Below are 13,547 nucleotides of genomic sequence, written 5' to 3' on the forward strand. Positions count from 1 at the left end.
TGACACACGTTGTGTGGTTTCATTAAAAGTCGGGTTACCCTATAGTAGCGCAACGCAATTACTCGGTTACAGGTCGCTAACCTCCATGAACAACATAGATACACTCATCAGCAACAATGCACTATGGTCAAAAATGCTGGTGGAGGAAGACCCCGGATTTTTTGGAAAACTCGCGCAGGCGCAAAATCCACGCTTTCTCTGGATTGGATGCTCCGACAGCCGCGTACCGGCGGAGCGCCTGACCGGCCTCGAGCCCGGCGAACTGTTTGTTCACCGCAACGTAGCCAACCTGGTGATTCACACCGATCTCAACTGTCTTTCTGTTGTTCAGTATGCCGTTGACGTTCTGCAAGTCGAGCACATCATCATTTGCGGCCACTACGGCTGCGGCGGCGTGCAGGCGGCGGTTGAAAACACGGAGCTGGGGCTCATTGATAACTGGCTGCTGCACATCCGCGATATCTGGTTCAAACATAGCTCACTGCTGGGCGAAATGCCGCAGGAGCGTCGCATGGATACCCTGTGTGAACTCAACGTGATGGAGCAGGTGTATAACCTGGGCCACTCAACGATCATGCAATCGGCGTGGAAACGCGGGCAGAAAGTCTCGATCCACGGCTGGGCGTACGGTATTCACGACGGTCTGCTGCGCAACCTAGAAGTGACCGCCACCAACCGGGAAACGCTGGAGCAGCGTTACCGTTCGGGAATTGCCAACCTTCAGCTTAAGCACGTAAACCATAAATAAAGCCGGGTAGCGGCTGCGCTTACCCGGCCTACATGTGCCCATTCGTAGGCCCGGTAAGCGCAGCGCCACCGGGCAACAAACCGCAATTACTCGTCCAGCAATACCACTTTCCCAACATACGGCAGATGGCGATAACGCTGTGCGTAGTCAATGCCGTAACCGACGACGAATTCGTCAGGAATAGAGAAACCGACAAACTCTACCGGCACCTGCACTTCACGGCGGTCAGGTTTATCCAGCAGGGTGCAAATCGCCAGCGATTTTGGCTCACGCAGGCTCAGGATCTCGCGCACTTTTGACAGCGTGTTGCCGGAGTCGATGATGTCCTCAACGATCAACACATCTTTACCACGAATATCTTCATCCAGATCTTTCAGGATTTTCACATCACGGGTGGTGGACATGCCGCTGCCGTAGCTGGAGGCGGTCATAAAATCGACCTCATGGGGCACGTGCACTTCACGGCACAGGTCGGCCATGAACATGAAAGAGCCGCGCAACAGACCGACCAGCACCATTTCGCTGCCGCTGTCCTTGTAATGTTCGGTGATTTGACGACCCAGTTCGGCGATACGCGCTTTGATCTCGGCTTCCGGGATCATCACTTCAACAGTATGTTTCATATTACTAACCAAATGATTTTAATGAAAATCTCTCAATACGGATGAGTTAATATCCAGCACTGATACGCAAGCCAGCCATTATATCAGCAAATGGATAACCCTGGCGTATGAGTTATAAAAAGCAAATATTGTGATTCCGATCACACTTGTTAATACCTATAATTAGTTGCTAGCAAATTATTAACAAAAACTGACGAGTACACTTTCTATGGCTGAAACAAACTCTAAACAGCCGCGTCTACTGGTGACATTAACAGCGCTATTCGCCGCCTTCTGCGGCCTGTACCTGTTAATCGGTGGCGTCTGGCTGGTCGCGATCGGCGGCTCCTGGTACTACCCGATTGCGGGCCTGGTTATGCTTGGCGTAACCGTCCTGCTCTGGCGTAGAAAACAATCTGCACTGTGGCTGTATGCCGCACTCCTTCTTGCCACCATGATCTGGGGCGTCTGGGAAGTCGGCTTTGACTTCTGGGCGCTGACGCCGCGCAGTGACATCCTGGTCTTCTTCGGTATCTGGCTGATCCTGCCATTCGTCTGGCGTCGCCTGATCGTGCCGTCCAGCGGTGCCGTTGCGGCGCTGGTGGTGGCGCTGCTGATCAGCGGGGGTATCCTGACATGGGCCGGCTTTAACGATCCGCAGGAGATCAACGGTACGCTGAATGCAGAATCGACGCCTGCGGCAGCGATCTCACAGGTCGCTGACGGCGACTGGCCTGCCTATGGTCGTAACCAGGAAGGCCAGCGTTACTCTCCGCTGAAGCAGATCAACGCGGACAACGTTAAGAACCTGAAAGAAGCCTGGGTATTCCGTACCGGCGACCTGAAGATGCCGAACGATCCGGGTGAACTGACCAACGAAGTGACGCCAATTAAAGTCGGCGATATGCTTTATCTGTGTACGGCGCACCAGCGTCTGTTCGCGCTCGACGCGGCCACCGGTAAAGAGAAATGGCACTTCGATCCGCAGCTGAACTCCAACCCGTCCTTCCAGCACGTGACCTGCCGTGGCGTCTCTTATCACGAAGCGCGCGCCGATAACGCGAGCCCGGAAGTGGTTGCCGACTGTCCGCGCCGCATCATGCTGCCGGTCAACGATGGTCGTCTGTTCGCCATCAATGCCGAAACGGGCAAGCTGTGTGAAACCTTTGCCAACAAAGGTATCCTGAATCTGCAGACCAATATGCCGGACACCACGCCGGGTCTGTACGAGCCAACCTCGCCGCCCATCATCACTGATAAAACCATCGTGATTGCCGGTTCGGTAACGGATAACTTCTCCACGCGTGAAACCTCCGGCGTTATCCGCGGTTTCGACGTGAATACCGGTAAACTGCTGTGGGCCTTCGACCCGGGCGCGAAAGATCCGAATGCGATCCCGTCGGACGAGCACACATTTACCTTTAACTCGCCAAACTCCTGGGCACCTGCAGCGTATGACGCGAAGCTGGACCTGGTCTACCTGCCGATGGGTGTTACTACGCCAGATATCTGGGGCGGTAACCGCACGCCGGAGCAGGAACGTTATGCCAGCGCTATCGTGGCATTGAACGCGACCACCGGTAAGCTGGCCTGGAGCTATCAGACCGTACACCACGATCTGTGGGATATGGATATGCCGTCCCAGCCGACGCTGGCGGACATTACCGTTAACGGCAAAACCGTTCCGGTGATTTACGCCCCGGCGAAAACCGGCAACATCTTCGTACTGGATCGCAGCAACGGCAAGCTGGTTGTGCCGGCACCGGAAAAACCGGTTCCGCAGGGTGCGGCGAAAGGTGATTACGTCAGCAAAACCCAGCCGTTCTCCGATCTGAGCTTCCGTCCGAAGAAAGACCTGAGCGGGGCAGACATGTGGGGTGCCACAATGTTTGACCAGCTGGTGTGCCGCGTGATGTTCCATCAGCTGCGCTATGAAGGCATCTTCACGCCGCCTTCTGAGCAGGGCACGCTGGTCTTCCCGGGTAACCTGGGGATGTTCGAGTGGGGCGGGATCTCCGTTGACCCTAACCGTCAGGTCGCTATTGCTAACCCAATGGCGCTACCGTTCGTTTCCCGTCTGATCCCACGCGGTCCGGGCAACCCAATGGAGCAGCCGAAAGACGCGAAAGGCAGCGGTACCGAAGCCGGTATTCAGCCGCAGTATGGCGTACCGTTCGGCGTAACGCTGAACCCGTTCCTGTCGCCGTTTGGTCTGCCGTGTAAACAGCCTGCCTGGGGTTACATCTCCGGTCTGGATCTGAAAACTAACCAGATCGTGTGGAAAAAACGTATTGGTACCCCGCAGGACAGCATGCCGTTCCCGATGCCGGTTCCTGTGCCGTTTAATATGGGTATGCCAATGCTGGGTGGCCCAATCTCCACCGCCGGTAACGTGCTGTTCATCGCGGCAACCGCAGATAACTACCTGCGCGCGTACAACATGACCAACGGTGAGAAACTGTGGCAAGGCCGTCTGCCTGCGGGTGGACAAGCCACGCCGATGACCTATGAAGTGAATGGCAAGCAGTACGTTGTCATCTCCGCGGGCGGTCACGGTTCGTTTGGCACGAAGATGGGCGACTATATTGTCGCGTATGCACTGCCTGACGAAAACAAGTAACTGAAAAGCCCGGTGGCGCTTACGCTTACCGGGCCTACTGGTACGCTATATAGGCCGGGTAAGGCGAAGCCGCCACCCGGCTTTTTTTATACGGTAAAGCCCAGCATCATCCCCGTATCTTCATGCTCCAGCAGATGGCAGTGCGCCATATAGGCAAACTCCTTCGGCGCATCGTGGTCAAACTTCACCAGCACCTCGCTGACGCCGCCTTCCACCTTTACCGTATCCTTCCAGCCCGCGCGATGCGCGTCCGGCGCTTTGCCGTTCTCAGAAAGAATGCGGAACTGCGTACCGTGAATATGGAACGGATGCAGCATCATGTCCCCTTCACCTGAAATCACCCAGCGCTCAAACTGCCCTTTTGTCGCTGCAAACATCGGCGTGTTCATGTCGAACGCTTTACCGTTGATCATATTGGCGTTATGGAAATCAAAGCCATGGTCGCCGTGATTCATGTTACCCATGCCACCCATTTTGCCGTGGTCCATATTCATGTGGCCCATCATCTGCCCGTGATGCATCCCCGCCATTGCCTTATCACCATATTTTGCCATCAGCGCCTGCATGCCCATCATATCGAGCATCGGGTTCATGGAGAGCTGCAGTTTGCGTTGCGTAAGCCCATCAAGCGACGGAAGTGCAGGTAGAGTGGTTAACGTATCAGGCAGCGTGCCGGAAGCGGTCACCTGTAACGGCTGAATACGCAGCACCGGATGCGGCTTGTCAAACGGCGCGACCGCCATCCCCATCTGACTAACCGGCAGGGTCACGAGGTCAAACGCCTTGCCGTCGCTGATATCCACCAGCACCTCAAAACGCTCTCCCATCAGCATCGGCAGTTCGTTGACCTTCACCGGCTCAGGCAGCAGCCCGCCGTCGCTGGCGACCACGTACAGCGGACGCTTATCGCTGGCGGCGAAGTTGAGTGAACGCGCGTTACAGCCGTTGAGCAGACGCAGTCGCAGCCAGCCTTTCGGCGCAGCGTGCTGAGGATAAATGGCGCCGTTGGTCAACAGCGTGTCGCCAAACCAGCCTACCGCCGCGCTCATCACGTCCAGTTGGTAATCAATTTGCCCGTCAGTGGTGAATTTCTTGTCCTGCACAATCACCGGCACATCGTCGATGCCCCACTGTTTCGGCAGGCGCAGCAGGCGACTCTCGTCGTCTTCAATCAGCACCAGTCCCGCTAGCCCCATCGCCACCTGATGGCCCGTTTTGCCATGCTGATGCGGATGGAACCAGCAGGTTGCCGCGCGCTGGTCAGGCGTAAAGGTGACGCTGCGCGAACCGCCTGCTTTGATGATGCCCTGCGGCCCGCCGTCTACCTCGCCCGGCACTTCCAGTCCGTGCCAGTGCACCGTCGTCTCTTCAGCAAGCGTATTGTGGATATCCACCGTCACCGCCTTCCCTTTGCGCAGCTGCAGCGCCGGGCCGAGCAGATTACCGTTATAGCCCCAGGTTGTCGCGTTGTGCGCACCGAACAGCGTGCTGCCGGACTGAACAACAAGCTTGATACGGCTACGGGCATCCGCGGTCAGCAAATCAGGGATGGGTAAGGCAGGCCTGTCAGCCGCAAAAACCGCGCGGCTCCAGAGAGGCAATGCGCTGGCAGCACCCAGCGCAACGGAATATTTTAAAAAATCACGACGTTGCATGTTCATTTCCTTATTTCCAGCAGGCGATCTTTTGAGCATAAACCCTCCCCTTACCGGAAGGTCAAGTAAAGCGGCAATAATAAAGATCGTCGCACTGGCACCAAGTATGCTAACGTTAATTTTCCGTGAAGAAGTGGTAGAAGCAATGAAGACGTTTTTCAGGACAATTTTGTTCGGTAGCCTGATGGCAATGTGTGCGAACAGCTATGCGCTAAGTGAAAATGAAGCGGAAGATATGGCCGATTTAACGGCAGTTTTTGTATTCCTGAAAAATGATTGTGGCTACCAGAATTTACCCAACGGGCAAATTCGCCGCGCGCTGGTCTTTTTTGCCCAGCAGAACCAGTGGGATCTCAGCAACTACGACAGCTTCGACATGAAGGCGCTCGGCGAAGACAGCTACCGTGACCTAAGCGGTATTGGCATTCCCACTTCTAAAAAATGCAAAGCGCTGGCTCGCGACTCACTCAGCCTGCTCGCCTACGTCAAATAACCTTCCCGACGCCCCCTGTTGAACCTATAGCCGTGCAACCACGGTTATAGTTAGCTATCATGTTTCGCTCATTTTTTGTGAGCGTAACGGATGTTAACAAAGGAGGAGTCCGCGTATGGCCGACCACACGTTGTGGCATGAAACACTGCATGACCAGTTTGGTCAGTACTTTGCCGTTGATAACGTGCTCTATCATGAGAAAACCGATCACCAGGATCTGATCATCTTCGAGAATGCTGCCTTTGGCCGCGTCATGGCCCTGGACGGCGTCGTGCAAACGACCGAGCGAGATGAGTTTATCTATCATGAGATGATGACCCACGTCCCGCTGCTGGCCCACGGCCACGCGAAGCATGTCCTGATTATCGGCGGTGGCGATGGCGCAATGCTGCGTGAAGTTTCCCGCCATCGTTCCATTGAAACCATCACCATGGTGGAAATCGATGCGGGCGTCGTCTCTTTCTGCCGCCAGTATCTGCCCAACCACAATGCCGGCAGCTATGACGATCCGCGCTTTAGCCTGGTGATTGACGACGGCGTTAACTTCGTTAACCAGACCTCGCAGACCTTTGACGTGATCATCTCCGACTGCACCGATCCTATCGGTCCTGGCGCGTCGCTGTTTACCTCCTCGTTCTACGAAGGCTGCAAGCGCTGTCTGAACCCGGGCGGGATCTTCGTCGCCCAAAATGGCGTCTGCTTCCTGCAGCAGGATGAAGCGCTGGATAGCCACCGTAAGCTGAGCACCTATTTCGAGGATGTCAGCTTCTATCAGGCGGCAATTCCAACCTACTACGGCGGGATCATGACCTTTGCCTGGGCGACGGATAACGACGTCTTACGTCATCTCTCCACCGAAATTATTCAGGCCCGCTTCCATCAGGCCGGCCTTCAGTGCCGATACTACAATCCGGCTATTCATACCGCAGCGTTTGCTCTGCCGCAGTACCTGCAAGACGCATTATCCACTAAGGGGGTGAGCTAATTGAAAAAGCTTAAACTGCATGGCTTTAACAACCTGACCAAAAGCCTGAGTTTTTGTATTTACGATATCTGCTATGCCAAAACAGCGGAAGAACGCGATGGTTACATCGCCTATATCGACGAACTCTACAACGCCAACCGTCTGACCGAGATCCTGTCAGAAACCTGTTCCATAATCGGCGCCAACATCCTGAATATCGCCCGACAGGATTATGAACCCCAGGGCGCCAGCGTGACCATCCTGGTCAGCGAAGAGCCGGTTGACCCGAAGCTTATCGACAAAACGGAACATCCGGGCCCGCTGCCGGAAGTGGTGGTTGCCCACCTTGATAAGAGCCATATCTGCGTCCATACCTACCCGGAGAGTCACCCGGAAGGTGGGCTGTGTACGTTCCGCGCCGATATTGAAGTGTCGACCTGCGGCGTGATCTCCCCGCTCAACGCGCTGAACTATCTCATCCACCAGCTGGAATCAGATATCGTCACGATTGATTACCGCGTGCGCGGTTTTACCCGTGACGTCAACGGCATGAAGCACTTCATCGACCACGAGATCAACTCTATTCAGAACTTTATGTCCGAGGACATGAAATCACTGTATGACATGATGGACGTGAACGTGTATCAGGAAAACATCTTCCATACCAAGATGTTACTTAAGGAATTCGACCTTAAGCACTATATGTTCCACACGAAGCCGGAAGATTTGAGCGAAGAAGAGCGTAAGGCGATTACTGACCTGCTCTGGAAAGAGATGCGCGAGATCTACTACGGCCGCAACATTCCGGCCGTGTAAGTGTTGCCCGGAGCAGGGACGCTTCGGGAAGTTACCGCTGTTTCATGAACTCGCGGTAGGCATTCACCACCTGAAGGAAGTCTTCAACGCCGCACAGCGACAGGCTTTCTTCGTCATAGTAGCTCATCCCCTCTTCCATCTCGTCGCCTGAAAACTCGAGCTGGTTGGCACGCACCATGACCTCTTCCCCGTCCATCCACAGCGTGTATTCGTGCCCGGCGCGTTGCCAGGAGCGTTCACTGCCTTTCACCGTATTTGCCGCCTGTTCAACCTCATCAAGAAGGGCGAGATTTTCTTTCACCTCTTCGTTAAACCAGTGTCCAACGGCTTCGTGGCCCATCGACATACGCACTTTCACCACTCCGGTGATGTCGCGCAGAAATTCGTAATCCATAGTGTTTTCCTCTGCAAAGCCATTAGGGTAATTATCGCAGCAGAGAGGAAGAAAAAAAGCGTGAGAGGTGGGAGGAATGAAAATAAAAAGGTGAGAGCAAGACCCTGCGGCCTGATGCCCTCACCCCGTCCCTCTCCCACGGGAGAGGGTGCAAACACTAAAAACCGTCTCGTAGAGACGGTTTTGCTGTTTATACCGCCGTCTGGAAGATAACCCCGTCAGCCTTCTCGGTATACTGAGAGAGCTGGTCGAAGTTCAGGTAGCGATAGGTATCCACCGCGGTCTTATCCACCTGAGCCACAAAGGTCTGGTACTCTTCCGGCGTTGGCAGTTTGCCAATCAGCGCCGCAACCGCCGCCAGCTCCGCAGAGGCCAGGAAGACGTTCGCACCGGTACCTAAGCGGTTCGGGAAGTTACGGGTCGAGGTGGAAACCACCGTCGCGCCGTCGGCGACGCGCGCCTGGTTGCCCATACACAGGGAACAGCCAGGAATTTCAATACGCGCCCCGCTCTTACCAAACACGCTGTAGTAGCCCTCTTCGGTCAGCTGAGCCGCGTCCATACGGGTTGGCGGCGCCACCCACAGACGGGTTGGCAGCTGGCCTTTGTGGGTATCCAGCAGCTTGCCAGCCGCACGGAAGTGGCCGATGTTGGTCATGCAAGATCCGATGAACACTTCGTCGATCTTCTCGCCCTGAACTTCGGACAGCGGACGCGCGTCGTCCGGATCGTTCGGTGCACACAGGATTGGCTCTTTGATATCCGCCAGATCGATGTCGATCACCGCCGCGTACTCTGCGTCAGCATCGGCTTCCAGCAGTTGCGGATCGGCCAGCCATTTCTCCATGCCCTGGATACGACGCTCCAGCGTACGACGGTCGCCGTAGCCTTCTGCAATCATCCACTTCAGCAGCACGATGTTAGAGTTCAGATACTCGATAATCGGCTCTTTGTTCAGCTTGATGGTACAGCCCGCAGCTGAACGCTCAGCGGAGGCATCGGTCAGCTCGAACGCCTGCTCAACCTTCAGATCCGGCAGACCTTCGATTTCCAGGATACGGCCAGAGAAGATGTTTTTCTTCCCTTTCTTCTCAACGGTCAGCAGACCCTGTTTAATCGCATACAGCGGGATCGCGTGAACCAGGTCGCGCAGGGTGATACCCGGCTGCATTTTACCTTTGAAGCGCACCAGCACCGATTCCGGCATATCCAGCGGCATCACGCCCGTCGCCGCAGCAAACGCCACCAGACCGGAACCCGCCGGGAAGGAGATACCGATTGGGAAACGGGTATGGGAGTCACCGCCGGTACCCACGGTATCCGGCAGCAGCATGCGGTTCAGCCAGGAGTGAATTACGCCGTCGCCCGGACGCAGGGAAACACCGCCGCGGTTCATGATGAAGTCTGGCAGCGTGTGGTGCGTGGTTACGTCAACCGGCTTCGGATATGCCGCAGTGTGGCAGAAGGACTGCATCACCAGATCGGAAGAGAAGCCCAGGCACGCCAGGTCTTTCAGTTCGTCACGGGTCATTGGGCCAGTGGTGTCCTGAGAACCTACGGAGGTCATCTTCGGCTCGCAGTATGCGCCAGGACGAACACCGGCGACGCCGCAGGCGCGACCGACCATTTTCTGTGCCAGAGAGTAACCGCGATTGCTCTCCGCAACGTCTTTCGCGTGACGGAATACATCACTGTGCGGCAGACCCAGCGCTTCACGCGCTTTGGTGGTCAGGCCACGACCGATGATCAGCGGAATACGGCCACCGGCACGCACTTCGTCGATCAGCACGTCGGTTTTCAGCTCAAAGCTCGCCAGCAGTTCGTTGGTTTCGTGGTTACGCACTTCACCTTTGTACGGGTAAACGTCAATCACGTCGCCCATGTTCAGGTTGGAGACGTCCACTTCGATCGGCAGTGCGCCCGCATCTTCCATGGTGTTGAAGAAGATCGGTGCAATTTTACCACCGAGGCACAGGCCGCCACCGCGTTTGTTTGGCACATGCGGGATGTCGTCACCCATGAACCACAGCACGGAGTTGGTCGCGGACTTACGGGAAGAACCGGTACCCACAACGTCACCCACGTAGGCCAGCGGGAACCCTTTTTTCTGCAGGGCTTCGATCTGTTTGATCGGGCCAACGCTGCCTGGCTGATCCGGCTCAATGCCTTCACGGGCGTTTTTCAGCATCGCCAGGGCGTGCAGAGGGATATCCGGGCGAGACCACGCGTCCGGTGCCGGAGAGAGGTCATCGGTGTTGGTTTCACCGGTCACTTTGAAGACGGTGACGGTGATTTTTTCAGCAAGTGCTGGACGATTCAGGAACCATTCGGCATCAGCCCAGGACTGCATCACCTGCTTCGCATAGACGTTGCCTGCTTTGGCTTTTTCTTCCACATCGTAGAAGTTATCGAACATCAGCAGCGTAGACGAGAGCGCTTTAGCGGCAATCGGTGCCAGCTTGTCGTTATCCAGCGCGTCAATCAGCGGATGAATGTTGTAACCACCCTGCATGGTGCCGAGCAGTTCAATGGCTTTTTCAGGAGTAACCAGTGGGGAGGTGGCTTCGCCTTTGGCGATAGCAGCAAGGAATCCGGCTTTTACGTAGGCAGCTTCATCTACGCCAGGCGGTACGCGGTTGATCAACAGATCTAACAGGAATTCTTCTTCGCCCTTAGGCGGGTTCTTCAGCAGCTCGACGAGCGCGGCCATTTGGGTTGCATCTAAAGGTTTGGGTACAATTCCCTCGGCGGCACGTTCTGCTACGTGCTTACGGTATTCTTCTAGCACGACGGTTCTCCTCGCTCTCATTGTCATATGCGGCGGGCGTTCTCTTCACGCTCCTGTGAGACAGCAGTTTGTAGGGTAAATGCCCGATACCGCGTCGGGCAGCATAGCAGGATTTCTGCACAGTGTTAATCCGTTTACAAAAAAGCAACATTAAAAAATTTGCTGAATCGTTAAGCATGGTGTAGCGGGGTGAGGAGGTGAATTTTGGGGACAAAAAAACCGCCTGATAGCGGTTTATTTGTTGCCTTGCGGTGGTAGCACACCGGGTTGGCAGATTTGCGGCAATGCACTCGTCATGAATAATGCTCCTGAGTATGTAGATACGCAAGTCCATATTTTGTGTTTACGAGCCGCCATCCAGTTTCGAATGAAAAAGAATGAAACTGCATTTCACCTCTTTTCAGTCCATTTAGGCTGTAATACTGTTGCGTTCGGCCTGCTTCGCTGGTGTAGCAACCAGTCACCGGGCCCGGGAGCAGTTCCGTAACCTACGCGGCAATGTACTCATTTGCCTGGTTCTGCCTTTCCCGGTGGAGAATGAACCCGCGTAGCCTGTACAGGAACGCACGCAATGGAGATGCGAATCACTGCGCTGATCGTTGTGACTGGTTTACTGCTAACCGCGCTGCACGGTGGCTGGAACATATCCGACATCACGGTGCTGTTTGTCGTCAACCTCGGCAACTAGCTGCTGGCCGCTCGTAAGAGCGGCCTTCTGAATTTCCTTCGGTTTTTCCCGCATCGCATATAATTGTGTAATAAATACTCACACTCTTTATTCGGACGTACCGGACGCTTCCCAATAAAAGTCAAAACAGTAAAAGACGGGTGAATAATACTCACGCCAACCGTAACGCCTCACGGCACAGCGCTTGTCTCGTTGGAGTCATTTTATGAAGTTGCCCTTTAAGCCACATCTGCTCGTCCTTCTGTGCAGTGCCGGGCTGCTTGCCGCCTCAGGCATCATGTTTGTCAAAAGCCGCGCAACGGAACCCGTTGCGCCCGCCCCCGTCGCTCAACAACCGGCGGCCCCCGCTGCACCGGCAGCAGCAACGCCCGCCCCTGTCGTCGCGCCAACCTATACTGCCGCGCAAATCGATCAGTGGGTTGCCCCTATCGCGCTCTACCCGGACGCCCTGCTGTCACAGATCTTGATGGCCTCGACTTACCCGGCCAACGTGATTCAGGCGGCGCAGTGGTCAAAAGACAACCCTAAAATGGAAGGGGACGCCGCCATTCAGGCTGTTGCCAGCCAGCCATGGGATCCGAGCGTCAAATCGCTGGTCGCGTTTCCTCAACTGATGTCGCTGATGGGTGAAAACCCGCCGTGGGTACAAAATTTGGGCGATGCATTTCTCGCGCAGCCGAAAGACGTGATGGATTCCGTTCAGCGCCTGCGCGCGCTGGCACAGAAGACAGGCGCGTTACAATCCACGCCTCAGCAGACGGTCACCACCGTGACTAAACCGGCTCCGGCTAAAACCAGCACCACCGAGGCAACGACGACAACCACAACCACGTCTGCGCCCGCGCCAACGGTGATCAAAATTGAATCTGCCGATCCGCAGGTTGTGTACGTCCCCACCTATAACCCCAATACGGTTTACGGGACCTGGCCCAACACTGCCTATCCGCCCACCTATCTCCCGCCTACACCCGGGGAGCAGTTTGGCAACAGCTTCGTCAACGGCTTAGGCTTCAGCCTGGGTGTCGCCACAACCTATGCCATTTTCAGCAACATCGACTGGGATGACGACGATGACTGGGATCACCATCATGACGGTGACTGGGATAATCACGGCGGCTATAACCGCAACGGTGATAACAACATCAATATTAACGTTGAGAACTTCAATAAAATCAGCGGACAGCGTCTGACGGACGCCAACCGTACCTGGCAGCATAACCCGGCCTATCGGGAAGGTGTGCCCTATCCGACTAACCAGCTCAACACCCGTTTCCACTCCACCAGCACGACTACCGGGCTAAGCTCAACGCAGCAAAAACCGGTTAACCGGGACAGCCAGCGTCAGGCGGCCCTGAGCCAGATGGAGAAATCCACGGGTAAAACCCTCCCGCAAACGGCACGTCCCGGCACGAAAGACGTACAGCGTCAGGCCTCAAGTGAACAGCTGAAGCAGATTTCCCAGCGCAATAACTACCGTGGCTACGACACCAAACCGCAGACGGCGAAGCGAACCACCACACAGCAGCGAGAGAATCGCCAGACCACCGCGCAGAGACAAGAGAAACGTGTTACGCAGCCCGCGCAGCAACGCACTCTGCAGCAGCGGAACAGCCAGCCCCGGGCCAATGCGCTGAGCGGCAACGACAGCCGCTCCGCCAACTGGCAGGCGCAGCAGCAGCGTGGTGCGCAAAGCAGACAGCTTGCGGCTCGCCAGCACCAGCCGCGTCAGGCGTCTGGTGGACGCGCTGAACGCCGTGAAATTCGACATCGCTAAGGGAA

At 55.7% G+C, this 13,547-nt stretch carries 10 protein-coding genes; 6 read left to right on the forward strand and 4 right to left on the reverse strand.

The features are described 5' to 3' along the window. Window positions 1-85: 85 nt before the first annotated feature. Window positions 86-748, forward strand: a complete 663-nt coding sequence (gene can, locus ACMGGE_RS12910) for a carbonate dehydratase (protein ID WP_008501947.1) — start codon at window positions 86-88, stop codon at window positions 746-748. Window positions 749-834: 86 nt separating this feature from the next. On the opposite strand, the gene hpt is transcribed toward can, so the two are convergent. After that, window positions 835-1,371, reverse strand: a complete 537-nt coding sequence (gene hpt, locus ACMGGE_RS12915; RefSeq protein ID WP_008501948.1) for a hypoxanthine phosphoribosyltransferase — start codon at window positions 1,369-1,371, stop codon at window positions 835-837. A 208-nt stretch (window positions 1,372-1,579) separates the two neighbouring features. On the opposite strand from hpt, the gene ACMGGE_RS12920 reads away from it, so the two are divergent. Next, complete coding sequence (locus ACMGGE_RS12920) at window positions 1,580-3,970, forward strand: glucose/quinate/shikimate family membrane-bound PQQ-dependent dehydrogenase (RefSeq protein ID WP_048225662.1); 2,391 nt, start codon at window positions 1,580-1,582, stop codon at window positions 3,968-3,970. 86 nt (window positions 3,971-4,056) lie between these two features. Here ACMGGE_RS12920 and cueO read toward each other — a convergent pair whose 3' ends face one another. Continuing rightward, on the reverse strand, window positions 4,057-5,625 hold the full coding sequence (gene cueO, locus ACMGGE_RS12925; protein WP_420293836.1) for a multicopper oxidase CueO: 1,569 nt from the start codon (window positions 5,623-5,625) through the stop codon (window positions 4,057-4,059). Between the two features lie 145 nt (window positions 5,626-5,770). Here cueO and ACMGGE_RS12930 point away from each other — a divergent pair, with 145 nt between their 5' ends. The 3 genes from ACMGGE_RS12930 (at window position 5,771) to speD (ending at window position 7,898) form a co-directional block, all read left to right on the forward strand. Then, window positions 5,771-6,118 carry a YacC family pilotin-like protein gene (locus ACMGGE_RS12930; RefSeq protein ID WP_045327862.1) on the forward strand — a complete coding sequence of 116 codons (348 nt, stop codon included), beginning with the start codon at window positions 5,771-5,773 and terminating at the stop codon, window positions 6,116-6,118. 115 nt (window positions 6,119-6,233) lie between these two features. Then, entirely contained in the window at window positions 6,234-7,103 is an 870-nt protein-coding gene (gene speE / locus ACMGGE_RS12935; protein ID WP_039265690.1) for a polyamine aminopropyltransferase, read from the forward strand. Next, window positions 7,104-7,898 carry an adenosylmethionine decarboxylase gene (speD, locus tag ACMGGE_RS12940; protein WP_008501953.1) on the forward strand — a complete coding sequence of 265 codons (795 nt, stop codon included), beginning with the start codon at window positions 7,104-7,106 and terminating at the stop codon, window positions 7,896-7,898. It abuts the gene before it with no gap. A 31-nt stretch (window positions 7,899-7,929) separates the two neighbouring features. Here the strand turns inward: speD and yacL are convergent, their stop codons facing one another. After that, window positions 7,930-8,292: a protein YacL gene (gene yacL / locus ACMGGE_RS12945; RefSeq protein ID WP_045907811.1), complete on the reverse strand. Its 363-nt coding sequence runs from the start codon at window positions 8,290-8,292 to the stop codon at window positions 7,930-7,932. 190 nt (window positions 8,293-8,482) lie between these two features. Beyond that, window positions 8,483-11,080 carry a bifunctional aconitate hydratase 2/2-methylisocitrate dehydratase gene (gene acnB / locus ACMGGE_RS12950; RefSeq protein ID WP_032645211.1) on the reverse strand — a complete coding sequence of 866 codons (2,598 nt, stop codon included), beginning with the start codon at window positions 11,078-11,080 and terminating at the stop codon, window positions 8,483-8,485. An 893-nt stretch (window positions 11,081-11,973) separates the two neighbouring features. On the opposite strand from acnB, the gene ACMGGE_RS12955 reads away from it, so the two are divergent. Continuing rightward, window positions 11,974-13,542 (forward strand): DUF3300 domain-containing protein, encoded by a 1,569-nt coding sequence (locus ACMGGE_RS12955; protein WP_420293837.1) that lies wholly within the window; start codon window positions 11,974-11,976, stop codon window positions 13,540-13,542. Window positions 13,543-13,547: the final 5 nt, after the last annotated feature.

The organism is Enterobacter sp. BNK-22, assembly GCF_048684805.1.
Lineage (GTDB): Bacteria > Pseudomonadota > Gammaproteobacteria > Enterobacterales > Enterobacteriaceae > Enterobacter > Enterobacter quasiroggenkampii.